Below are 22,878 nucleotides of genomic sequence, written 5' to 3'. Positions count from 1 at the left end.
ACTACTCCCCCTCTTTGATATAACTCAATCGTTGACCTTTCTCAGCTAATGTAGAGAAAAACTTATTGGTTTCATAAATTTGCTGATCACTGGTTTGTAACTGATTCATTGACTGACGAAAGCTGGCAGATCCAACGAGTCCCTTGGTATACCAGGAGATATGCTTGCGTGCGATGCGGACACCGGAGTACTCACCATAAAATTCATATAAATCATGCAAATGATTAATGAGCACATGGTGAATTTCAGATACTTCGGGTGCTTGTAAATGTTGTCCGGTGGCGAGGTAGTGATTGATTTCACGGAATATCCATGGTCTGCCTTGCGCGGCGCGGCCTATCATAATCGCGTCCGCATTGGTGTAGGCAAGAATATGGCGGGCTTTTTCCGGCGTTGTGATATCGCCATTGGCGATGACAGGAATCTTAATTGCGGCTTTAACCGCTGCGATGGTATCGTATTCCGCGGTGCCAGTATATGCGCACGCGCGCGTGCGGCCGTGGATTGCGAGTGCTTGAATACCGGAATTCTCAGCGATATGCGCAATGGAAAGGGCGTTTTTGTGTTGCTTATCCCAGCCAGTTCGTATCTTGAGCGTTACCGGAATATCGACGGCTTTAACCACGGCGTCCAAAATTTTTCCCACTAATTGCTCGTCTTGCAAGAGCGCGGAACCAGCCATGACATTACAGATTTTTTTGGCTGGGCAACCCATATTAATATCGATGATCTGGGCGCCATTATCCATATTGTAACGTGCTGCCGCCGCTAGCATTTGCGGATCAGCCCCTGCAATTTGCACGGAAATCGGCGAAACCTCGCCTTCATGGTCGGCGCGCCGTTGCGTTTTCTTGGAGCCCCACAACAATGAGTTACTGGATACCATTTCTGACACCGCCATGCCTGCCCCCATCGTTTTGCACAATTGCCTGAAGGGGCGGTCGGTAACTCCCGCCATTGGCGCGACAATGAGTTTGTTTTTCAGAATGTGTGTGCCAATTTGCATGTAAGCGGTGTGTGTGGGTTAAATAAGCAGTGATTTGATTACTGGGAAGCTTTAATCCGAATGACTGACGTCTAAATCGCTGATGGGAATATTCGCATAATTCCTGCAGCGCACAATGGCGAATTATAGCTTTTGTTTTGTCAGGCAGATAGTGGATAGAGAAATGAAATTATCCGCGCGCGCCGAATATCATGCGGCGGGCGACAAATCGTTTCAGTGGCGGCATGCAATCCAGCGTGCTTAAACCGATTCCACACACATGTTTGAGTATTGTACTGTCATTGGAAAAAAGCTTAATGAGTGAGTCGGTAAAAATTCTGCCGCCGCTGCTGTCCATTTGTCTTTTTTGCTGGTAGCCGGACAGCATCGCTGTTGTGCCGATTTCCCGCGATGCGCTTTGGGTATTGATGGCCTCGCATGCTAACTCGTATGCGTCTCTAAGTCCTAGATTAAATCCTTGTCCTGCGACGGGATGTAATGTCTGCGCAGCATTGCCGATCAATGCCGTGCGTTGCGAGGTAGTGGAAATTGCGTGTTTCAGTGTGAGCGGGAATGCCGATCTTTTTCCGGCGTGCGTGAATTTTCCAAGCCGATCGCCAAAATGCCGGTGCAAGCGAAGCAGAAAATCACTATCGCCTAACGAGGTGATCTCTTGAACTGCTTCAGGGCTTACCGTCCAAACCAATGCGAAATCTTCATCATTGGGTAGCAATGCGACGGGGCCATCGGCAGTAAAGCGTTCATATGCAATACCTGTTTGTTTTTTTTGCGCTTTAATATTGGCGACAACGGCGTATTGATGGTAATCGTGCGTTTGGTAGGTGATATCAGGTAATTGCTGGGCCAGTTTGCCGCCATCGGCCAGGACGAGCAACTGAGCGGTTACTGTCTGCTCTTTTCCCTGGTAATTAAAATGCACCGTGCCTAAGTTTTCTGTGGTCTCTAACCGGGTGACTATCGCACCGGCAATGTAACCGGCGCTGCTAGTAGTCAAGCGTTGATGCATCGAGCAAAAAAGATCGTGGTAGTTGACCACGAATCCTAGTGCAGGGACACCGGCATCCTCTGGCGTTAAAACAGTCTGGCCGAAGCTGCCGCGATTGGAAATATGAATTGTCGTGATCGGTGTTTTTTTTGCCAGCTTGTTCCATACACCCAAACGATGCAGGATTAAGTGGCTGCCGTGCGATAATGCCAGCGGGCGGGGATCTTCATCTTTTTCCGGTACGCCGCGTGCTTCCAGCAGTAGACTTGAAATACCGGTATCCTGCAGCGCAAGCGCCAAAGCCATGCCCACCGGTCCGCCGCCAATGATAACGATGTCGTAATGATCGGTGATCATAGTGTTTCTTGAAATTTTTGCAGAATATTCATGTGTAGTTTATAGACCGGATGCCATATTTTATCCGGGAACTGCCGGCGGCAGCCCATGCATTCCGGTTGGAGTCATGATTGCTGCGTGTTGAATACGGCAGGAGAATAGCATATTGCCACGAGTCGTGGAATGTGCGATTGGGTGAGTCTGCCATGATGCGCAGGCAAGAAAGCGGCTTAAACTGTATAATTGCAGCGGTTATTGATTTGAAATGGATGCAGCCGGTTTCATGAAAGCGATACTGCGGTGATAATTTGAGAATTTTCTGTGTGAATAAGAGGATAGGAAGGAATTTTGCATGATGAGATTTTTTGAAAATAAATTGGCAGGATGGATAATATGTTTACTTGCTATTATTTCCACTGAAGTCTGGTCAGTGAATGTGGATAGCGAATTGATCAATGCCGCGGACAAGGGCAACTTTCCACTGGTAAAAAAGATATTGGATTCGCAGCGCATTGAGCAAGACGAACTCAACGCCGCTTTCCTAGCGGCGGTTAAAAAAGGTCATGCGACTGTAATTGAACGATTTATACAAGCGGGTGTGGATGTTAATTTAAGAGCGGATGATGACTATACCCCGTTGATGCGGTCAGCTCGCGATGGCCGTGATCAGGCGGTGGAAATTCTGCTGGCTGCAGGCGCCGATGTCAATGCGCCTGCTGCGGAAGATGGTACCGCATTAATGATGGCGGCCGAGAAAGACCGCAGAAAAGCCATCGATCTGTTGCTGGCGGCAAAAGCCGAAGTAAGTGCAAAACGCGCCGATAGTATGACAGCACTGACGCTGGCTGCGCAGCAAGGTCATCGGCAAGTCATTCAAACATTGATCAATGCCGGCGCCGACGTTAATTATCAATTGGAAAACGGCGCGACAGCACTGATGCTGGCGGTACAGCTTGGCCATTTAGGCGCGGTTCATACATTGCTGGCGGCAAACGCCAATCCTAATCTGAAAGCCAGCAATGGCGCGACCGCACTGACTTTGGCCAAACTTTATCATCATAAGGAAGTGATTGAATTATTGGTAAAGGCGGGGGCCAAGTAGTAACTACTATGCTATCTTGATGCCCGCCCGGATTTGAAAACACGCTGTTATCGTTATAACCCAATGAATAGAGGAAATTCTAGATGAATGTTTTGGCTGCTTTATTTCTTGCTGCGACTGTTGCATTGCTTACCGGTTGCGGGGGTGAATCGAAAAGTGATAAATCAGAAGCGGACTCAATATCCGCGCCGCTGAATGAGATCACCAAACTGGGTGAGATTCCGTCCATCATGAGCGAAGGACTGACAGAGGAAGAGAAAGCTGAGTTAAGAGATCAGATTATGCCCGGCGGTGTCGGTGACGTTAAAGCCGCCGAAGAGAAATTTAAAGCGTTAATGGCCGATGCCAGAGCAGGCGACCCGGCTGCGCAAAATAGCTTGGGTGTCATGTACTACACCGGGGAAGCCGTATCCAAGACCTTATCCGGTCAAGTGTTGAATACTGATCCGGAATTGGCTGCCGGCTGGTTCTTCCGTGCTGCCGAACAAGGCTATGCCGATGCGCAGTTTAATTTAGGACTGATGTACGCAAATGGTGAAGGTGTGCCGCAAGACCTGACGCAGGCGGCGGAACTGTTCAAGAGTGCGGCCGAACAAGGTCATGTCGATGCGCAGAATAACCTGGGGGCAATGTATTTCACCGGAGAAGGCGTAGACAGGGATGAGAAAAAAGCGGTCGAATGGTTTAAAAAGGCGGCCGCGCAAGGAAATGAAGATGCGCAAGCTAATCTCGATGCGATTAAAGCATCCGGAAAATAATAGCTCTGCTTTCCGGCCGTGCGCTGTATGGCACGGCCGTTTACTATTGCTTAACCGGGACTGCCTAAGCAATATTGACTTCGTTGGATAAATACACATCCTGAATGGCGTGCAGCAATTTGACGCCTTCGGCAAAAGGTTTCTGAAATGCCTTGCGCCCGGAGATTAACCCCATCCCGCCCGCCCGTTTGTTGATGACCGCAGTACGGATCGCCTGATGCAAATCATCACTGCCGGATTCACCACCCGAATTGATCATACCGATCCGTCCCATGTAGCAATTGGCAACTTGATACCGCACCAGGTCGATCGGGTGTTCCGTTGTCAGCTCACTGTATACCTTAGGGTGTGTTTTGCCGAATTTAATCACATTGTATCCGCCATTATTGGTCGCCATTTTTTGTTTAACGATGTCGGCGCCGATGGTTACCGCCAGATGATTGGCTTGACCGGTCAGATCAGCGCTGACGTGATAATCCTTTTCAGCGGTTTTGAACGCAGCGTTACGGGTATAAGCCCACAAAATGGTGACCATGCCCAGGTTATGCGCATGTTCAAACGCGGCAGAGACTTCCTGGATTTGACGGCGGGATTCGTCCGAACCAAAAAAAACAGTAGCGCCCACGGCGCACGCGCCCATATCAAATGCCTGATTGATGCTGGCAAAAAGTGTTTGATCGTATTTAGTGGGATAAGTCAGCAATTCATTGTGATTGATTTTAAGAATCATCGGAATTTTGTGCGCATAGCGCCGCGCTACAATACCCAGGACGCCCAGTGTGGATGCGACACCATTGCATCCGCCTTCAATCGCCAAATCGACAATGCTCTTGGGATCAAAAAACATGGGATTGGGGGCAAATGAAGCGCCGGCTGAGTGTTCAACACCCTGGTCTACGGGGAGTAATGACAAATAACCGGTACCCGTTAAACGCCCTTGATTATAAAGCGCTTGCAGATTGCGTAGTACGCAGGGTTTACGGTTGCTCAGTGCCATGACGCGATCGACAAAATCCGCACCGGGCAGCTGCAGGCTTTGCTTCGGTATGGTATGGCAGACATGATTGAGCAGCAGTTCGCTTTCACTACCCAGAACGGCGGAAATATGTGTCATTTTTGCTCCTGATTAAGGGACTATGGCTTGTTTAGAGTAGTCATCTTAATCGATGCGCCGGGTTGAGAAAATAAGCATTATGCTTATTTCCAAAGCACGTCAATTAAGTTACGCTGTCTTTATGTTTGAATGACGTTATTGTTAATCGCTAGGCGAATGAGTTGTGTGGTGTTTTGTAATTGCAATTTTCGCATCAGGTTGACATGATGAACGCCGACGGTTTTTGGGCTGATGGCGAGTTTTTCCGCAATTTGCGTGCTGGAATTTCCTTCCGCGATCAGTTTGAATATTTGAAATTCCCGTTTGGTGAGCATATCCAGGGGGTTTTCGCAGGTATCCTTGCGTGTTGCGTTGAGTGCCAGCGTTGCGGCTAACTCCGATTCGATATAAATTTTTCCCGCATTGACTTGCCGCACCGCCTGAATCATTTCTCCAATTCCGCTTTGTTTGCTGAGAAATCCGGTGGCTCCGGCTTTTAATGACCGTTGCGCCATCGTGACATTATTCAACATGCTGAACACCAGGACGTGTGCTGCGGGATCTCTGGCTTTGATGCGCCGGATGGTTTCCAGTCCGCCAATGCCTGGCATGTTCAAGTCCAGAATCGTCACATCCGGTTGATATTCCAGGTAGTATTGGTAGCCGGACTCACCGTCGTCGGCTTCCCCGACGACACATATATCGGGTGTGCTCTCCAGCAATCGGCGATAGCCGGTACGTACTACGGGATGATCATCAATCAACAGGATAGAGATTGGTTTCGTCATAATCTGAGTGTTCAATGGGCAGTTTAATATTGATTTCAGTGCCTTCATTGCATGCGCTGCGCACCGACAATGTGCCACCCATGGCAATGACGCGCTCACGCATACCGAGTAATCCTAATCCGCGAAATTGTTGATTGATATTATACCCCTTGCCGTTGTCCTCGATGGTGAGCAGCAAACAATCCTCCATGCATTCTAAATCGCTCTCACGGCTGAGGCTTATTTGTGCCCAGGTGGCCTCGGAGTGGTTGTAGATATTGTTCAAACCTTCTTGAATGATACGAAAGATGGCGATATTGATCGATTCATGCAATTTATCCAGTTCACCGTTTACTTTGAATTCAAGAATGATCTGCGGGTGGTGTGTGCTCCATTGCCGTTTCAGTTCCAATAAGGCATCGATCAATCCCAGCGTATCCAGTAACATGGGCCGCAATTTATGCAGCATTTCATGAATTACTTCGTTCATTTTCTGAGTACAGTCACCGATAGCGCGCGCACTGGCAGCGCTCATCGAATCGGCTGGAGTATTATTCAGAATGACTTCATTCTCGATGCGTATCACCGTAAGCCATTGTCCTAACTCATCGTGCAATTCACGCGCGAGTGAACGCCGTTCTTTTTCTTGTACTTGAAATAGTTCTTTCATCAACCGCCTATTTTCATTTAATAAGTTGCGGTTAAGATTGATGGTTTTCTTAAGCTGACTGATATCGGACATGATCATGAGGCAAGTGCTGCTATCGCACATGACTGTGCTTTGCAACCGGATATAGTTGATATGCTCATCCGCGTTCTTGATTTTTAGATCAACTGTGGTTTTTCCTGTGGTAATGAAAACTTTCTGCAAATAATCGGTAAAGACCTGTTTGTTGATATCAAAGAAACATTCCATGAAAGATTTGCCAATCAACGATTCCCGGTCATTGTTGAGTAATTTTGCACCTCTGAGATTGAGCGATAAAATATGCCCGGTTTTGTCTAAGGTTAGATAGCCGACCGGTGCATATTCGTAAAGATCTTCAAAGCGGCTGTGAGATTCACTTAGTTGCTGCTGTGTTTCTTTAAGCTCCCGGTACTGCATTTCCAGTTCAAAGTGAGAAGTCTGCAATTCGCTCAGTAGCTCGGTTTTGCTGAATTTTATGTCGTCATCTTTTCTTCTTTGCTCTTCACTTTGTGTCATACCATCTCCTATTACTCATCCCGCGCGTATGCTGGAGCTGTGCCCGGTGATTCAAGCATAACTGTATTTCATCTGCTAAGAATACATAATGTTATAGTACCAAATTATTACAAATCATAACGCTATAATTTTATGAGAAAAATCCTACAAACGAAGAGCTGGAGATTACAGTGAAGGTTGTGGATGCCGTACTGATGTTTTAAGCATTGATTTGCACGTGATGAAGGTTGAAACGGTTTGTCAGTACGATTAAACATTCTGGCTTTTGTTTTTGGCGTTGGTTTGCTGCAGCAGCAAGCTGAATTACCCGTACTCGATTGGGCTTGGGGTTTAATGCCGATCCTGGCCGTCAACGGATTACTTGCGCGTTATTCATCGGGCGCGTCGATCATGCTGCGCAGAATCTTACTGTGCCTGTTTTTCTTGGGGATCGGGTTTTTCTGGGCTGCGGCCTTGGCACAGTGGCGTTTGTCCGATTTCTTGCCGCAAAGCTGGGAGCGGCAGGATATACAAATAACCGGCGTAGTAGCGAGTGTGCAGCAAAGCAATGAGCGCGGTACCCGCTTCCGTTTTGATGTAGAGCAGGTGATTACGCCCGGTGCGGTTGTACCTCAACATCTACTAATTTCATGGTTCAAAGTGCGGCAAACAGGAGCGCATCCTTTGGAGCGGCCAATCCTGCATGCGGGGGAACGCTGGCGGATTACAGTGCGGCTCAAGCAGCCGCATGGCAGCATGAATCCACATGGCTTTGATTATGAAGCCTGGGCATTGGAGCGCAATATCCGTGCAACCGGATACGTGCGTCCATCAACTGATAATGAGCTTCTGCAGCCGATGTTTTCAAGGCCGAAATACTGGATTGAGCATATTCGCGAGGACATTCAACAGCGCTTTGCCGCTCATTTATCCGGCCATTCGTATGCGGGTGTATTGCAAGCCTTGGCCATGGGCGATCAACACGCTATCCCGCGCGATCAATGGCAAATTTTCACCCGGACCGGCACCAATCATTTGATGGCGATTTCCGGATTGCATATCACGATGATTTCCAGCATGGTCTTTGCACTGGTTTTCTGGTTATGGCGCCGGTTGGCTTATTTGACGCTACGTTTGCCAGCACGCCGGGCTGCTGTTGCGGCTGGACTGGTTGTGGCATTGGCTTATGCGGTTCTGTCCGGTTTTGCAATTCCCGCGCAGCGGACGCTCTATATGCTGGCCGTTGTGGCCATCGCAATATGGCGAGGGCGGCAATCTGCCGCAACAACAGTGCTGGCTTGGGCGCTGTTTTGGGTGGTTCTACTTGATCCCTGGGCCGTCATGGCGCCTGGATTCTGGCTGTCGTTCGGTGCCATCGGGCTTATTATGCTGATCACAGTAGGGCGGATTGGCAGAGTTCATTGGTTAATCGATTGGCTGCGGGTACAGTGGGCGATTACCCTGGGGCTGATCCCGCTGTTACTGGTTTTCTTCCAGCAAATACCGATGTTATCGCCGTTTGCCAATGCCATTGCCATTCCACTGATAAGTCTTGTGGTTGTGCCGCTAACGCTATTGGCAGTGATACCGCTGTTTGACTTTATTCTGCCGCTTGCACACGAAGTTTTAAGTTTCGTCATGGCGGTATTGCACGCGCTGAGTGATTTTCCACAGGCTGTATGGCAACAGCATACGCCACCGCTGTGGGCAATCTTGGCAGCAATTTGCGGAATTTTGTGGATGCTGTTGCCCGGAAGTTTGGCAAGCGGATTTTTTGCAGGTTTTCCAGCGCGCTGGCTTGGGGTGGTGGCGTTATTGCCGGTGTTTTGGGTATTGCCTGCGCAGCCCAAAAGCGGTGAATTATGGTTGACGATCCTAGATGCCGGTCAGGGATTAGCCGTTGTGGCGCGTACGGCGCATCATACGGTGTTGTTTGATACCGGACCTGGTTTTGGCGATACCGATAGCGGTAGCCGCATTGTCGTGCCGTTTTTGCGTGGTGAAGGCATACGGAAACTGGATGCCATGATCGTATCGCACGCGGATACAGACCATAGCGGTGGTGCATTGTCGATAATGGATGAAATGCCGGTTGAGTTGCTGTTGTCTTCTTTGAGCGATCAGCATCCCATACGGCGCACTGTAAAGCATCACGATCAATGCCAGGCCGGACAGTCATTGCATTGGGATGGTGTGCATTTTGAATTGTTGCATCCATTGCCGCAGGATTATGCAAATCCACAACGCAAAGTCAATTCAAATAGTTGCGTGCTAAAGATCACATCGAAGCATGGCAGCGTGTTATTACCGGCGGATATTGAAGGTAAAGATGAATTAGCGCTACTTAGCCGCGCCAGTGAGAAGCTTCCGGCAACCGTGCTGATCGCGCCACATCATGGCAGCCTGTCATCCTCAACAATGAGTTTTGTGCAGCAGGTGAGTCCGGCATTGACAGTTTTTACGGTCGGTTACCTTAATCGCTATGGCCATCCGCGCGAAGAAGTAATGGCACGTTATCTCAACTTGAACAGCCGCTTGCTGCGTAGTGACAGAGACGGTGCGATCTTGCTGCGTTTTACCGGTAATGGCTGGTCGGCTGAGAGTTGGAGACAACTAAAGCGACGCTACTGGCATCACAGCACAATCGAATAGGTTGGATTGAGATGATGGGACAACTGCACTGAGTATCAATAGGGATGGTATCGATAACCGGAGGTTGTAAGTAAATTTTTCCTAGTGATCGTCGTCATCGGGCAATTCGATATCGTTAAACACTACGGTGAACGAAGTACCCGCGCCGGGTTCACTGGTCACTTTGATTTTTAGCTTATTATTTTCTGCCGCGATTCTTACGATGGACAAGCCGATGCCGCTGGTTGCCTTATTATGCAGCGCCGCTCTGGGTGAATAAAAATATTCGTTGAATATGTTAGGTAAGTCTTTATTCTCTATACCTATGCCGTGATCAGTAATGGTGATGCTGGCACTCCGGTCCCGCTGATTAATGACGGATGTAATCTCTACCGCTGTATTATCATGCGAATAGGTAATCGCATTGGTAATAATATTTTCCAGAAGTATTTCCAGTTGATCGGGGATAACCTTGCAATAGAAATTTTCAATCGTTAGATTGAATGCGATATGCTTGGCATTGGCAACGAGCGTTAATTTCTCGATACATTTTTGCAGTGTGGTTTGAATGTCGACTGTCTCGAATACTGCGGTATTAAGACAGGTATCTTTCAAGCGTTCGAGCCTAAGCAAGTCCAGAATCAAACTCGACATGCCTTGCGCGCGGCTATCAATCTTGTCCAGCGCCTCATTTACGCCGTCTGAAGCATCTCCGCAATAACCCCCTTTAATCAAATTGATTTTGCTGCGGATGGCATCCAGCGGTGATTTAAGCTGGTGCGTCATGAGCACGGCGTATTGATCCTTTTCGACTTGCGCCTGATTAATTTGCCTGTAGGCATCCAGCAGGTGTCGCTCATGCGCGCGAACGATCAGGGAAAGCCTCGAAACCACATACCAAACGATAAAAAATAAGATATCGAGAAAAAACATCCATAACATTGCACCATCTAGTCGCGCATTCTCGGACAGAAGATGATTGTTGACTAATGTTGACAATGGCGTTTGCGTGATCAGAAAGTTATCAACAATGATAACTATCGTATCCATGAGACACACTAAAATGGTGACATACAGGCTTTCGCGGGTAGAAAAAAAGATGCAGGCCAGCGCAATATGCAGCACATAGAAAAATGAAATGGGCGTAGTCGTGCTGCCAATATAATGTACGACAACGGACAAACAGATCAAATCGACAATGATCTGCACCCATAAATTGATCGAGGGGGAGTTATATTTACCCGGTTTGCAACGGTCTAATGCAAAGATGTAAGCAATATTAGCGACAACCAGCACCATGATGATGGCGACCGGCCATTTTTCCTGTTCGCTGATGCCAAATTGCGTCAATACATTCGACGCCGATAGCATCAGGATTTCGAAGAAAACCAACGAGACAATCAATGCCCAGCGGAAAGTAATAAACCAGCGAATATTACTGATTAATACATCATCGCTGAGCTTGAGTTTATCGCCTTTTATTTCAAGCAGAATATTTTGACTATTGGATTTATCCCAAGAAAATTCAGTGGTTGCCATTTTCAAATAGTCCGGTTAGGCAGCTTCTCCTGTATGCTTTAATCGATCGTTGATCGTTGCCAATAAGCTTACCGGTTCAACAGGTTTTTCCATGATACACACCCATTCGTGCGAGCCATCTTCAAAATAAGGTCTGATCATATCGCCTAAGGAAGTGAGAAAAATGGTCTGTATTTGTGGAAATCGCTTGTGAATCTTTGCATAGGTAGTCAAACCGGAATCCATGGATTCCACCATTACATCAAGGATCGCCAGATCAGGGCGGTTGCTTTCATCTTCCAGTGAATCGATAAATTCTTGCATAGATAGATAACTGCTGACTTCATATCCATTCTTGCAAAGAATCCGCTCAACTGCTTCGCGGATATCCGAATCATCGTCAACATGTGCTATTCGTGGTGCCATCATAATTCTCCTAACTTCATCGTGTGAACCCGGCCGGGCTTCTTACAAGACAGAAACCGTTTGCTCACCGGGGATATTCTTGAGCCGATCATATCTTAGCAAATGTGAAAAATATGTGAAGTGCAAAACGGCATATATTAAGAATATGTGAGTTCTAGCAAAATATATGCAGTAACTCAATGAATCGTTGAGCCTGCCTCGCGGAATACTGCATCAACAGCGATCGCATCCAAGCGATATTCACGGTTACAGATGTCATCATTAACGACAACTTCGCCGAATTCTTTCAGGATTGAATCGACTTCCTCACGTCCGAGCGAGCGCAGCAGGGCGTAAATCTTGGCGGGATCTTCCCCGCAGCCGTATTGGATGGTTTGCGCATCGAAAATGCGGATAGTTTCTTGATAAAACAAGCGAGTCAATATTTCTTCCGTAGTCAAATCGAATAAGGCATGGTCATGCACTGTCGCTGCCAGTGCTTCGGCGCGTGTCCAGCCATCGGGATCCTGTTGGTCAGCATTGGGCAATTTTTGCAGCAACAAGCCAAAAATCGCGGTGTCGGTGGTAATCAGGAATAAACGTGAAGGCAATTGCTCGGATTGCCGGAAGTAATGTTCAAAGATTTCGGCGATGTTATCACCGTCGAGCGGTACGATGCTTTGATAGCATTCGCGCATGGACGGCATATCCAATGTAATCAGCAATTGACCGTGACCGAGCAGTTCGGATACAGGCTGTGCTGCGATGTTTTCTGCGTGTTTTGCCATGCCGCGAATATGTAATGTATCGGTGCAGTCGATAACCAGCATCGAAACCGGACCGTTGCCATTCAATTGTATGGTCAGCCGGCCGGTTTGTTTGAGGTTTTCACCCATCAGTAAGGTGACGGCGCTCATCTCGCCGAGCAGCCGGGTTACCGGTTGCGGATAGTTGCGCCCGGTTAACATCGCTATCCAAACGGAATCGAGGCGTACTATGGCACCGCGGATATCCAGGTTTTCCAGAAGAAAGCGTTGTACATAGTTGCTCATTCTAAGGCCTTCGGTTGTAAGAAACCGTCATTATAACCGGTTGTGTTGCAATGCTACCCATGCCTGACCTAACGCAATCGCGCTGTCGTCCGGTAACATTTGCCGCGCGTGAAATATTTTCAGAGACGATGCAGTCAAGCGGCGGATCAAGCCGTGCCGCAATATTGTGTTATGAAAACACCCGCCGCCCAGTGCCACATGTGCAATATTATGTTGCTCGGCCGCTGATTCAATCCATGCTGCCAATCCGGCAATCAGTGTGGCATGAAATAACGCGGCACCGTAGGCAACATCGTGTCCGGCATCACGGCAATCGATCAGTGCTGACAATAGGAGCGAGAAATCCAGTTGGTTATCAGCGTTGATGCGATAACCGTCCATCAGCGCACCGGTTTCTCCATGTTGTTCAGCGAATTGTTGTAATTGAATGGCGGCTTGTGCTTCGTGCGATTGCATTGCATTAATGCCCAGCAATCCGGCCGCTGCGTCAAATAAACGCCCCATGCTGGATGTTTGCGGGCAATTCAGGTCTCTTGCCAGCATCGCCGCAACCGTTGCAGCTGCCGGTTGATCCTGGAAACGAGGGATAATTTCAGCGCCGCGATTTAGACGGAATAATGCCGCCGCCGCCATGCGCCACGGTTCCTGTGCGGCGCGGTCTCCACCTGGTAAAGCTAAAGTCATTAGGTGACCCAGCCGGTCAAAACGGGCGCCATCAACCAATAGCAACTCGCCGCCCCAAGGCGTGTTGTCCGTTCCCAGGCCGACCCCATCCAGCGCCAGACCTAATACCGGTTGGGTCAATTGGTGTTCGGCGCAAATGGCGGCAATGTGGGCATGATGATGTTGCACGGCCAATACGGGAATATGCCGCTGTCCGGCGTATGTTTGCGCAAATTGCGTGCTGTAAAAATCCGGATGCAGGTCGTGCGTAACGATTTCCGGTTGAATTGCATAATCCAGACATAAGCGCTGCACGGTTCGATCCAATTGCTGACGAGCTTCCACCGTTGCCAAGTCGCCAATGAGCGGAGAGAGATGCGCGCTATTTCCTTGCGTCACACAAATGGTGTTTTTCAGCCAGGCGCCGCAGGCTAGAACGGAAGGGCCGCCAATAGCCAGCGCGATAGTGGTGTTGTGTGGATTAACCAAGCGTGGAATCAATGTGTTGCAGAGACGGGCCTGCTGCTGCGCTATGGCACCCCTCGCAAATCCAATCAATCCATGCCTGCATACCGCTGCCTTGCGTGGCAGAAATTTGCATCACGGGCAATCCGGGATGAACACGGTGCGCATAATCAATGACCAGATCGACGTCAAAAGTTAAGTGGGGCAGCAAATCGCATTTATTCAGAAGCATCAAATCGGCGGCATAAAACATGTCGGGATATTTCAGCGGTTTGTCTTCGCCTTCGGTGGCGGACAGAATCACCACTTTGTGCGCTTCACCCAGATCAAAACCGGATGGGCATACCAGATTGCCGACATTCTCGATGAATAACACGCTGTTATCCGGTATGGACATTTGCTGCAAAGCTTGGCCGATCATGTGCGCATCCAAATGACAGCCTTTGCCGGTGTTGATTTGCAATGCTGGAACACCGGTTGCACGGATACGCGCGGCATCGTGGTCGGTTTGCTGATCGCCTTCGATCACAGTAATCGGGAACCGGTCGCGCAGCATTTCAATCGTTTTGACGAGCAACGTGGTTTTGCCGGAACCCGGACTGGACACGAGATTCAGCGCAAAAATGCCGTGCTCTGCTAAATACTGGCGATTTCCGGCGGCAAACTGGTTATTTTTTGTCAGAATGTCGCGCTCGATTTTAACCATTCTGGATTGGCTCATCCCGGGTGCGTGCGTACCCGCGATGCCGCTGCCAAAATGCAGCGTATCAGCTGCGTGATCCACGGTTACAGGCACTGCTACTTTTTCATGCGCATGATCATGCGCGGATTGCAACGTACGATACTGAAGCCGGGTATTTGAATGATGCCGCGATTGCATTGATTGACCATTAATGCGCGTCTGCCCAATGCCGCAACCACAAGTTGTACACATAATCGATTCCTTTTATTCCACTTCCAGTTCCTTGATGCGCATGCCATTCCCTTGCGTGACATGCAGCGCGTAGCTGCCGCACTGCGAACAGACCTGGTGGTAGGTGGCGATCATCATAACTTGATGGCATTGATCGCACATAGCCTGTCCGGCAATGTCGATAATTTCCAGCTTGGCTTGCCGGGCGATACTGTCTTCCGTTACCACAGTAAAAAAGAAGCGCAGCGATTCCTGTTCGACACAAGCCAGCTGACCGACTTCCAGCCATACCGTTTTGACTTGTGTGAATTTTTGTTCAATCGCGGCGTCTTCGATGAGTTGTAAGATACTTTCGGCAAGCGATAGCTCATGCATGTATTACCTCATCATCCAGCGGCTTACGGGATTAATAAAAAACCACCATAACCGGCAATGATGATACCGCTGAAGCGAATCCACCGGGTGCCGGTAAATTTTTTGCATAACAGGGCTAAGCCGATGCCGCATAGATGCAATAGCATAGTCGCCAGCATAAAACCCGCCGCGTAGGAGGCAGCGATATATTGGATGGCATTTCGCTGCCATGCGCTTGTGAGGCCCATAAGCCGATGGCAACCATCGCCAGTATGTGCAAATACCAGTGGGGATGTAATCAGCAATAGTGCGATCAACAATAAAAGCGGGAAAAATTTCACTGGCGGAACCGGTTTTTTCATTGTTGCTGTGGAATCCATTGCTGAATTTTTAAAATGGCGGCCGCCAGATTTTCATTGGCTTGCATGCTTAAATAATCGCCCAGTTCAAAACGATAACCGCGGATACGCAGCAGAATAGCAGGTGGCGCGGCGTGCGAATGGATTTGCTGGTAAACATACAGCACCGCCGCTGGTGTTAAAGCATGGCTGGTATAGCTGGCGTCTTTTTCCGCAGTCACGGTTGAAAACTCAAAAGGTTCCTGGCACGACATATCCGCATCCACAAATATAATCCGGTCAAAGTCCGTTAAATCGGCAGCATGCTCAATCAGCAATTGCATGTCAACGAGGCAAGCTACATCCGCCAATTGTAACTGAGCGATATGCTCGACCAGCAACGGACCTAATGCATCGTCCCCGCGTCCTGGATTTCCATAGCCAAGTAGCAATAGCTTGTTCATGCGCTGCTCGAGTTGATTAGCTGAGTGGTTTTATTGCTGTGAGATTGTTTCATTAAAACTTGCCCGTGATCTGTGATGGTTATTTTATTCACTGTTTTATGGAAAGTATGATTTTTCTTTGGATACTTGCGGATTAACTACCGACTCTACTCAAAATTAATGTGTCATCCAGGATGAATAAACCTTCATTACGCAGCTTGCTTACCGGTACACATTCTATTCTCAGTATTGCCGATTTCAGTCATAAATAAGTCACTTACCAAATTCAATTTCGCTGTAATGCTTTACCAACCGGGACATCCGCCTCTCAACTCCCGGTTAATCCCGACTACAAACTGACTAGGGCACTTTTGGTGCATTCATCTCATTAATTTTATGACACTTTTACCTATTTAATTCAGAGTGCTTGCTGCATCATACGCACCATGATTTATCAGTGAATCGTTTGGCGCGCAAGTTAATTTTAGAGGAGTGAAATGATGCAGAGTTATTTACGATTGATAGCGGTTTCTGTTGCAGTTTGTTTGGGTTCAGTTACCAGTATCGCTAATGCCGGTGTTTTTGACGGACATACAGTCAATTATCAGTACTATTTACCGAACTTGAGTACGCCGTATGCGTCGGCGGGTAATGGCGATTATCGGGTCGATACCGGTGTGGAAATATCGAATGTGGTCGATGGTTTCGGTACGCTAGATTTCAGTGGTGATGAATTTGTGATTTCTTTCGCGCATGGCGGCAATTTCTCGCCGACTGCATTTAATGGCTTTGCTATTAGCGATGTATCCGCGAGTATCAACCCGTTTACATCATTCAGCCTGGTTTCAAATACCGCGGTGAGCGGCACACCCATCTTGAGTTTTGATGCAAACCATTTGTATGTGAATTGGGCGGGGCTTAATTTCAATCGGGGTGAGCTTGTTTTTTCGGTAAGTTCCCTAACGACACACCCCAATTCACATCCGGTCACTTCTTTTTCCCGTACCATCAGCCCTGTTCCAGAACCTGATACTTATGCGTTATTACTGGTTGGGCTAGGTCTAGTAGGTTATAGCGCCCGCCGCAAGCAAATTTGATGTGTATCGGTTTCCTAGCCATAAAAAAAACCGCCACTTCGGGCGGTTTTTTTATTTGATGCTTTGATACTTGAGGGTTAGTGCCCAGGTTTGCTGGTACCACCAAAAGGCCGTGGATCTTGTCCTTCTTTGAGACATTCACCATTACCACCCACGCCAAACTTACAATCATCTGCGCTCGCATTAGGATCACCCATATTTGCGTTTGAACAAGCAGCTAAGAAAATTACTAAAGTTGCAGCAAAAATTGATTTTTTCATCATTCTAATCGTTCCTTTCTTTTTAAAATACCCAAATTTAATTAGGGATTCGAGTATATAACAGAACGCCAAATATTCAAACAAGTAGTTTACTGTCTTAGCCCAGACTCACAACTACGAAGGATTTCAATCAGATAGCCGCCGTATTTATCAAGCTTGCGTGCGCCGATACCGCTGACCTGACGTAATTCATCTTGCGTTTTTGGACACTGCCGCGCCAGTTCGCGCAAGGTGGCATCGTGAAAAATAACGTACGCTGGCACACCATGCTCTTTAGCCATTTTCGCTCGCCATGCGCGTAGCTGCTCCCAAAGATACCGTTCGGTTGCATCCAGCAACATCAAATCGCTGCTTGGTCGTTTTTCAAATGCGTGCCCCGCCTGAGTTTGCAGCCGCAACTGCACGGTTTGTTGTCCCTTTAGCACTGAGCGGCTTGCTTCAGTCAGGTGCAATGCGCCATGACTTTCACTGTCTGCTGATAGCAGACCCAGTGCGATGATCTGACGGAATACCGCACGCCAGGTTTTTTCCGGTAATTCTTTACCGATGCCGAACGTAGTCAACCGGTCGTGATGCCATTCTTTGACACGTTCGGTCAGATTGCCGCGCAAAATATCGATTAAATGACCCGTACCGAAATTTTGCCCGGCACGGTAAACGCACGACAATGCTTTCTGCACTTCTACAGTGGCATCCCAAACTTGCGGCGGGTTCAAACAAACATCGCAATTGCCGCACGCCGCCATATCATCGGTGGTTTCACCGAAATAACTCAGCATGCGCAAGCGGCGGCAGGTGGTTGTTTCGCACAGCGATAGCATGGCTTCCAGTTTGCGAGCGGCAACTTGTTTAAATTTGAGCTGCGCTTCCGATTCTTCGATCATGCGCCGTTGCTGAATGACATCGCCAAGACCATACACCATCCAGGCATTGGCCGCTTGCCCGTCGCGCCCGGCGCGGCCGGTTTCCTGGTAATAACCTTCAATGCTTTTGGGCAAATCCAAATGCGCGACAAAACGTACATCCGGCTTATCAATGCCCATGCCAAAAGCTATAGTGGCAACCATGACAATACCTTCTTCGCGCAAAAATCTTTCCTGATTCTGGCTGCGCTCTTGCATGTCCATACCGGCGTGGTATGGCAACGCGCGCAAACCCTGCGCAGTCAGCCACGCTGCTGTTTCCTCGACTTTTTTGCGTGACAGGCAATACACGATACCGGCATCGCCGGAATGTTCCGTTCGCAGAAAAGACAGTAGTTGTGCCCGGCTATTGGCTTTATCGATAATCTGATAGCGGATATTCGGGCGGTCAAAGCTGGAAACGAATAACCTGGCTTCATCCAATCCCAGCCGTTCAATAATCTCCTTGCGGGTATCCATGTCGGCTGTCGCGGTCAGCGCAATGCGCGGCACTTCCGGGAAACGCTCGTGCAAAACCGACAATTGTATGTATTCCGGACGGAAATCATGCCCCCACTGTGACACGCAATGCGCTTCGTCGATGGCAAACAGCGCGATCGGGGTGCGTGCGATCAGATTCAGAAAGCGCGCCGTCAACAACCGTTCCGGCGCGACATACAGCAAATCATAATCACCCGCCAGAAGCTTTTGCTCAACCTCCGCGGCCGCTTGCTGCGATAGGGAGGAATTCAAAACCGCCGCGCGCACTCCTAATTCATGCAGCGCCGCTACTTGATTTTGCATCAAAGCGATCAGCGGGGACACGACGATGGCAACGCCATCGCGCAATAACGCCGGAATTTGGTAACACAACGACTTACCGCCGCCCGTCGGCATCAGCACCAAACAATCACCGCCACGGGCAATGTGTTCGATCACTTCCGCTTGCTGCCCGCGAAATGCGGGATAGCCGAAAACTTCTTTAAGTATGTTGAGTGCGTTGGACATTCCGGGTGTGGCTACTGCATGGTCTTGATTTTCTTCGGTAAGAAACGCTATTTCTCTGATTTCACGGGAATAAGCAGCACAATTAAGCGATTGCTCCATCTTACTGTTGTGTGAATCGTAAAGACTTGACCGGCGATAGTACAGTAGAATGCACACCCTGACACTTGGAAGTTTCTGCTGGGTCAGTCCGTTTGATGGCAATCGTGTGCATCGTTTCAAATCATTCGCGTTATTGTGCTGGTATAATTCTATCTAATTGCATCTTTATTTATACAATTTGTCACGCTAGTCTGGAGAGAAAAAATGGTGGTAAATGATGTTTTGAAATTGATTCAAGACAATGAAGTTAAGTTTGTTGATTTACGCTTTACCGATACCAATGGTAAAGAACATCATGTTACCGTACCTGCGCATACCTTCGATGCGGATAAATTTGAAGATGGCCATCCTTTTGACGGTTCATCGATAGGCGGCTGGAAAGGCATTCAAGCATCCGATATGTTGTTGATCCCCGATCCGGATACCGCCAACATGGATCCTTTCATGGATGAACCGACATTGCTGATGACGTGCGATGTGGTCGAGCCGGCAGACGGCAAGGGCTATAGCCGCGATCCGCGTTCATTGGCCAAGCGGGGTGAAATTTACTTAAAATCAACCGGTATTGGCGATGTGGCTTACTTCGGTCCGGAACCGGAATTTTTTATTTTCGATTCGGTGCGCTGGCATACCGGTATGTCCGGATGCTCGGTCAAAATCGAATCCGAGGAAGCCGCCTGGAGTTCTGCGATCAAATACGAGAGCGGCAATATCGGTCATCGCCCGTCCATCAAAGGCGGTTACTTTCCCGTACCGCCGGTCGATTCGCTGCAGGATATCCGTTCCGCGATGTGCCTGACATTGGAAGACATGGGCATTGGTGTCGAAGTGCATCATCATGAAGTCGCCACGGCGGGTCAATGTGAAATCGGCACCCGCTTCAACAGCCTGGTTAAACGCGCGGACTGGAACCAAGTGCTCAAATATGTCATTCACAATGTCGCGCATTCGTACGGTAAAACAGCTACTTTCATGCCCAAGCCGATCGTGGGCGATGCCGGATCCGGCATGCATGTGCATCAATCCATCTGGAAAGACGGTAAGAACTTATTCTCCGGCAATGGTTACGCCGGCTTGTCCGAGATCGCGCTGTATTACATCGGCGGTATTCTGAAACATGCCAAAGCGCTGAATGCCATTTGCAATCCCAGCACCAACTCGTACAAACGGCTGGTTGCCGGATATGAAGCTCCAGTCAATCTGGCTTATTCCGCCAGCAACCGTTCGGCCTCTATTCGCATTCCGCACACCAGCAGCCCCAAGGGGCGGCGTATCGAAGTCCGTTTCCCCGATCCGACCGCCAATCCGTATCTGGCGTTTACCGCGTTGATGATGGCCGGACTCGACGGCATTCAGAACAAAATTCATCCAGGCGATCCGATGGACAAAAATCTGTACGATTTGCCGCCGGAAGAAGCTGCCAAAGTGCCGAATGTGTGCGCGTCATTGGATGAAGCACTGGATTGTCTGGATAAAGATCGCGATTTTCTGATTCGCGGCGGTGTCTTCTCCAATGACATCATCGATGCGTATATTCAACTGAAAATGGATGAAGTGATTTTGCTGCGCACAACGACGCATCCGGTTGAATTTGATATGTATTACAGCTTATAAATTTAATTCAAATTGATTTTAGCCATCGTGACGGAATCGGTAGGCATGAAAAAATAGAACCGTAAAGCGCAATAAGCAGGATTTATTAGCTCTTTTTTTGCTTTTCGTTAGAGAAATCATTGGTAGACTGATCGGGTAGCGGTAATTGTGATCAACATTCTTCTAGCAAAATATGAAAACCGGAACATTATTAATCCTATTCGCCCTTATTTTGTTGAGTTCTATATCGCAGGCCATTGCTGAAACGAACATCTACAAGCATGTTGATAAGGACGGCAATATCACTTTTACCAACCGCCGCATCCCTAACTCGGAGAAAATATCTATTGCATCGTATTCGAGAAATTCCGAACCCGGTCCGGCCAAGTCACGATCCAATGGAAATGCGCCCCGTGTAAAAGATACAACGCAAAAGGAACGCGATACGGTACGCCGTCGGATTCTGCAAAAGGAATTGTCGGCCGAAGAAAAGCATTTCGTCGATACGCAAACGCATCTCGATCAATTCGGCGATGCCGCTGAAGCAAGTAATTCTCATGAAAAAGTCGTGCAGCTAAGAAATAAATTATTCCAGCATCAAAGAAACATCACCGCTTTAAAGAAAGAACTCGCCAGACTGTAGCTGCTCTAAAAATCACAACCGGTCCATAGGGTGATGCATGAAAAAAAATAATTTCTTGTTGATTGTTCTGGCTTTTTTTTCCTATTCGATACAAGCCGGTGTTTATAAGCATGTCGACGAGCGTGGTAACGTGACTTATTCCAACGTACCGTCGAGCAACGCCAAAAAAATTGACTTACCGCCGATTGTGGTTGTGCCTTCGGTCGATTCCGGCGATGTCGAAGAAAGAATCGCAAAACGCCGCGAAGCGATGAAACTCGAGGAACAGCGCGAGAAAATACAAAGCAGAATAACGGAAGAAGAGAAACGCCTCGGCGAATTAAAAAGCGATTACAAAGACGGTGCTCCGGATCGCTTGGGCAGTGAGCGTAATTACCAGCGCTATCTCAATCGGGTCGAACGGATGCGTGAAGAAATCGACGCACGGGAAAAGAATCTGGAGACTTTAAAAAAAGGACTCCAGGAAGTATCCCGCAACAATCCGTAATTCCGGCTCAGGCGGTTAATTCGGCCACAACGGGCGCGTGATCCGAAGGACGTTCCAGCTTGCGTATCGCTTTATCAACCGTGCAGCTTGTACAGACACTTGCGAGCGCATTGCTGAGTAGAATATGGTCGATGCGTAGTCCCCGATTCAGGCGAAAAGCCATCATGCGGTAATCCCACCAGGTATACGATTTTTCCGCTTGTTCAAATAAGCGGAAGCTATCTGTCAATCCCAGCTGCAATAGATCACCGAAAGCCGCGCGTTCGGGTTGACTGCACAATACTTTACCTTGCCACAATTGCGGGTCGTAGACATCGCGATCTTCCGGCGCGATATTAAAATCGCCCAAGATGGCCAGTTTTTGATGATTCTTTAGTTCCTGTCGCAACCATCCGGTCAAGGCGGGTAACCAGCGCAGTTTGTATTGATATTTTTCCGATTCGACCGTGTCGCCGTTCGGCACATACACGGAAATGACGCGCACATCGCCATAGGTTGCCGCCACCACGCGTTTCTGCTCGTCTTCAAACCCGGGTATTGCGGTAATAATTTCGCTTCCTTTTTGCTTGCTGAGAATCGCGACACCGTTATAGGTCTTCTGCCCGATAAATACCGATTCATAGCCGATCGCGGCAATTTCTGCGGCCGGAAAATTTTCATCGGATAATTTGGTTTCCTGCAAACACAGCATATCCGGCTGGTTCGTTTGCAGCCAATCGATTACCTGCGGCAGCCTTACTTTGAGCGAATTTACATTCCAGGTTGCTAATTTCATGA

General features: G+C 48.5%; 23 protein-coding genes. 7 read left to right on the top strand and 16 right to left on the bottom strand.

What is annotated here, in order from left to right:
* Position 1: 1 nt before the first annotated feature.
* A complete protein-coding gene (gene dusB, locus BLU57_RS04465) occupies positions 2–1,006 on the bottom strand; it encodes a tRNA dihydrouridine synthase DusB (protein ID WP_090316829.1) in 1,005 nt (334 codons plus the stop codon).
* 169 nt (positions 1,007–1,175) lie between these two features.
* A complete protein-coding gene (locus BLU57_RS04460; protein ID WP_090316826.1) occupies positions 1,176–2,348 on the bottom strand; it encodes an FAD-dependent monooxygenase in 1,173 nt (390 codons plus the stop codon).
* Between the two features lie 331 nt (positions 2,349–2,679).
* On the opposite strand from BLU57_RS04460, the gene BLU57_RS04455 reads away from it, so the two are divergent.
* Both BLU57_RS04455 and BLU57_RS04450 read left to right on the top strand, forming a co-directional pair.
* The gene (locus BLU57_RS04455; protein WP_090316824.1) at positions 2,680–3,429 is read left to right on the top strand and encodes an ankyrin repeat domain-containing protein; all 750 of its coding nucleotides are present in this window, start codon (positions 2,680–2,682) and stop codon (positions 3,427–3,429) included.
* An 83-nt stretch (positions 3,430–3,512) separates the two neighbouring features.
* Complete coding sequence (locus BLU57_RS04450) at positions 3,513–4,187, top strand: tetratricopeptide repeat protein (protein WP_090316821.1); 675 nt, start codon at positions 3,513–3,515, stop codon at positions 4,185–4,187.
* Positions 4,188–4,251: 64 nt separating this feature from the next.
* Here the strand turns inward: BLU57_RS04450 and BLU57_RS04445 are convergent, their stop codons facing one another.
* The 3 genes from BLU57_RS04445 to BLU57_RS04435 form a co-directional block, all read right to left on the bottom strand.
* Positions 4,252–5,301: a class I fructose-bisphosphate aldolase gene (locus BLU57_RS04445; RefSeq protein ID WP_090316819.1), complete on the bottom strand. Its 1,050-nt coding sequence runs from the start codon at positions 5,299–5,301 to the stop codon at positions 4,252–4,254.
* Positions 5,302–5,420: 119 nt separating this feature from the next.
* Positions 5,421–6,068, bottom strand: a complete 648-nt coding sequence (locus tag BLU57_RS04440) for a response regulator (RefSeq protein WP_090316817.1) — start codon at positions 6,066–6,068, stop codon at positions 5,421–5,423.
* Complete coding sequence (locus BLU57_RS04435) at positions 6,037–7,251, bottom strand: ATP-binding protein (protein WP_090316815.1); 1,215 nt, start codon at positions 7,249–7,251, stop codon at positions 6,037–6,039. Before BLU57_RS04435 ends, BLU57_RS04440 begins: the two co-directional genes overlap by 32 nt.
* Before the next feature lie 237 nt (positions 7,252–7,488).
* Between BLU57_RS04435 and BLU57_RS04430 the strand changes: the two genes are divergently transcribed.
* A complete protein-coding gene (locus BLU57_RS04430; protein ID WP_090316813.1) occupies positions 7,489–9,882 on the top strand; it encodes a DNA internalization-related competence protein ComEC/Rec2 in 2,394 nt (797 codons plus the stop codon).
* 81 nt (positions 9,883–9,963) lie between these two features.
* Here BLU57_RS04430 and BLU57_RS04425 read toward each other — a convergent pair whose 3' ends face one another.
* From BLU57_RS04425 to BLU57_RS04390, 8 genes are all read right to left on the bottom strand, one after another.
* Entirely contained in the window at positions 9,964–11,400 is a 1,437-nt protein-coding gene (locus tag BLU57_RS04425; protein WP_090316810.1) for a sensor histidine kinase, read from the bottom strand.
* Between the two features lie 15 nt (positions 11,401–11,415).
* Entirely contained in the window at positions 11,416–11,808 is a 393-nt protein-coding gene (locus tag BLU57_RS04420) for a response regulator (RefSeq protein WP_256206119.1), read from the bottom strand.
* Positions 11,809–11,981: 173 nt separating this feature from the next.
* Entirely contained in the window at positions 11,982–12,836 is an 855-nt protein-coding gene (gene hslO, locus BLU57_RS04415) for an Hsp33 family molecular chaperone HslO (RefSeq protein WP_090316804.1), read from the bottom strand.
* A 30-nt stretch (positions 12,837–12,866) separates the two neighbouring features.
* Positions 12,867–14,057, bottom strand: a complete 1,191-nt coding sequence (locus tag BLU57_RS04410) for a Kae1-like domain-containing protein (protein ID WP_256206120.1) — start codon at positions 14,055–14,057, stop codon at positions 12,867–12,869.
* Positions 13,981–14,898 (bottom strand): hydrogenase nickel incorporation protein HypB, encoded by a 918-nt coding sequence (gene hypB / locus BLU57_RS04405; RefSeq protein WP_090316799.1) that lies wholly within the window; start codon positions 14,896–14,898, stop codon positions 13,981–13,983. The genes BLU57_RS04410 and hypB overlap by 77 nt, the downstream gene beginning before the upstream one ends.
* A gap of 12 nt (positions 14,899–14,910) precedes the next feature.
* Entirely contained in the window at positions 14,911–15,252 is a 342-nt protein-coding gene (hypA, locus tag BLU57_RS04400; protein ID WP_090316796.1) for a hydrogenase maturation nickel metallochaperone HypA, read from the bottom strand.
* A 23-nt stretch (positions 15,253–15,275) separates the two neighbouring features.
* On the bottom strand, positions 15,276–15,593 hold the full coding sequence (locus BLU57_RS04395; protein ID WP_218131632.1) for a HupE/UreJ family protein: 318 nt from the start codon (positions 15,591–15,593) through the stop codon (positions 15,276–15,278).
* Positions 15,590–16,033, bottom strand: coding sequence for a hydrogenase maturation protease (locus BLU57_RS04390; protein WP_090316791.1), 444 nt, complete (start codon positions 16,031–16,033; stop codon positions 15,590–15,592). The genes BLU57_RS04395 and BLU57_RS04390 overlap by 4 nt, the downstream gene beginning before the upstream one ends.
* Positions 16,034–16,509: 476 nt before the next feature.
* On the opposite strand from BLU57_RS04390, the gene BLU57_RS04385 reads away from it, so the two are divergent.
* Entirely contained in the window at positions 16,510–17,109 is a 600-nt protein-coding gene (locus tag BLU57_RS04385) for an FxDxF family PEP-CTERM protein (RefSeq protein WP_090316788.1), read from the top strand.
* A gap of 77 nt (positions 17,110–17,186) precedes the next feature.
* Here the strand turns inward: BLU57_RS04385 and BLU57_RS04380 are convergent, their stop codons facing one another.
* Positions 17,187–17,372 (bottom strand): membrane lipoprotein lipid attachment site-containing protein, encoded by a 186-nt coding sequence (locus BLU57_RS04380; protein WP_256206121.1) that lies wholly within the window; start codon positions 17,370–17,372, stop codon positions 17,187–17,189.
* 86 nt (positions 17,373–17,458) lie between these two features.
* On the bottom strand, positions 17,459–19,279 hold the full coding sequence (recQ, locus tag BLU57_RS04375; RefSeq protein ID WP_090317103.1) for a DNA helicase RecQ: 1,821 nt from the start codon (positions 19,277–19,279) through the stop codon (positions 17,459–17,461).
* A gap of 303 nt (positions 19,280–19,582) precedes the next feature.
* Between recQ and glnA the strand changes: the two genes are divergently transcribed.
* The 3 genes from glnA to BLU57_RS04360 all read left to right on the top strand — a co-directional run bounded on the left by glnA (position 19,583) and on the right by BLU57_RS04360 (position 22,101).
* Positions 19,583–20,992, top strand: a complete 1,410-nt coding sequence (glnA, locus tag BLU57_RS04370) for a type I glutamate--ammonia ligase (protein WP_090316785.1) — start codon at positions 19,583–19,585, stop codon at positions 20,990–20,992.
* Between the two features lie 172 nt (positions 20,993–21,164).
* A complete protein-coding gene (locus tag BLU57_RS04365; RefSeq protein ID WP_090316782.1) occupies positions 21,165–21,614 on the top strand; it encodes a DUF4124 domain-containing protein in 450 nt (149 codons plus the stop codon).
* 37 nt (positions 21,615–21,651) lie between these two features.
* A complete protein-coding gene (locus BLU57_RS04360; protein WP_090316779.1) occupies positions 21,652–22,101 on the top strand; it encodes a DUF4124 domain-containing protein in 450 nt (149 codons plus the stop codon).
* 7 nt (positions 22,102–22,108) lie between these two features.
* On the opposite strand, the gene xth is transcribed toward BLU57_RS04360, so the two are convergent.
* Positions 22,109–22,876: an exodeoxyribonuclease III gene (gene xth, locus BLU57_RS04355; protein ID WP_090316776.1), complete on the bottom strand. Its 768-nt coding sequence runs from the start codon at positions 22,874–22,876 to the stop codon at positions 22,109–22,111.
* Positions 22,877–22,878: the final 2 nt, after the last annotated feature.

It is taken from the genome of Nitrosomonas oligotropha (genome assembly GCF_900106555.1).
GTDB lineage: Bacteria > Pseudomonadota > Gammaproteobacteria > Burkholderiales > Nitrosomonadaceae > Nitrosomonas > Nitrosomonas oligotropha_A.
This window is presented reverse-complemented; position numbering and strand designations above follow the sequence as displayed.

Bases quoted from the DNA above. Each gene is read 5' to 3' on its own strand.
- BLU57_RS04390 (WP_090316791.1), bottom strand. From the start codon at position 16,033: ATGAACAAGCTATTGCTACTTGGCTATGGAAATCCAGGACGCGGGGAC.
- BLU57_RS04360 (WP_090316779.1), top strand. From the start codon at position 21,652: ATGAAAAAAAATAATTTCTTGTTGATTGTTCTGGCTTTTTTTTCCTAT.
- hypB (WP_090316799.1), bottom strand. From the start codon at position 14,898: ATGTGTACAACTTGTGGTTGCGGCATTGGGCAGACGCGCATTAATGGT.
- hslO (WP_090316804.1), bottom strand. From the start codon at position 12,836: ATGAGCAACTATGTACAACGCTTTCTTCTGGAAAACCTGGATATCCGC.
- BLU57_RS04385 (WP_090316788.1), top strand. From the start codon at position 16,510: ATGATGCAGAGTTATTTACGATTGATAGCGGTTTCTGTTGCAGTTTGT.
- BLU57_RS04435 (WP_090316815.1), bottom strand. From the start codon at position 7,251: ATGACACAAAGTGAAGAGCAAAGAAGAAAAGATGACGACATAAAATTC.
- BLU57_RS04450 (WP_090316821.1), top strand. From the start codon at position 3,513: ATGAATGTTTTGGCTGCTTTATTTCTTGCTGCGACTGTTGCATTGCTT.
- BLU57_RS04455 (WP_090316824.1), top strand. From the start codon at position 2,680: ATGATGAGATTTTTTGAAAATAAATTGGCAGGATGGATAATATGTTTA.
- BLU57_RS04425 (WP_090316810.1), bottom strand. From the start codon at position 11,400: ATGGCAACCACTGAATTTTCTTGGGATAAATCCAATAGTCAAAATATT.
- BLU57_RS04445 (WP_090316819.1), bottom strand. From the start codon at position 5,301: ATGACACATATTTCCGCCGTTCTGGGTAGTGAAAGCGAACTGCTGCTC.
- BLU57_RS04365 (WP_090316782.1), top strand. From the start codon at position 21,165: ATGAAAACCGGAACATTATTAATCCTATTCGCCCTTATTTTGTTGAGT.
- BLU57_RS04380 (WP_256206121.1), bottom strand. From the start codon at position 17,372: ATGATGAAAAAATCAATTTTTGCTGCAACTTTAGTAATTTTCTTAGCT.
- dusB (WP_090316829.1), bottom strand. From the start codon at position 1,006: ATGCAAATTGGCACACACATTCTGAAAAACAAACTCATTGTCGCGCCA.
- xth (WP_090316776.1), bottom strand. From the start codon at position 22,876: ATGAAATTAGCAACCTGGAATGTAAATTCGCTCAAAGTAAGGCTGCCG.
- hypA (WP_090316796.1), bottom strand. From the start codon at position 15,252: ATGCATGAGCTATCGCTTGCCGAAAGTATCTTACAACTCATCGAAGAC.
- glnA (WP_090316785.1), top strand. From the start codon at position 19,583: ATGGTGGTAAATGATGTTTTGAAATTGATTCAAGACAATGAAGTTAAG.
- BLU57_RS04460 (WP_090316826.1), bottom strand. From the start codon at position 2,348: ATGATCACCGATCATTACGACATCGTTATCATTGGCGGCGGACCGGTG.
- BLU57_RS04420 (WP_256206119.1), bottom strand. From the start codon at position 11,808: ATGATGGCACCACGAATAGCACATGTTGACGATGATTCGGATATCCGC.
- BLU57_RS04440 (WP_090316817.1), bottom strand. From the start codon at position 6,068: ATGACGAAACCAATCTCTATCCTGTTGATTGATGATCATCCCGTAGTA.
- recQ (WP_090317103.1), bottom strand. From the start codon at position 19,279: ATGTCCAACGCACTCAACATACTTAAAGAAGTTTTCGGCTATCCCGCA.
- BLU57_RS04395 (WP_218131632.1), bottom strand. From the start codon at position 15,593: ATGAAAAAACCGGTTCCGCCAGTGAAATTTTTCCCGCTTTTATTGTTG.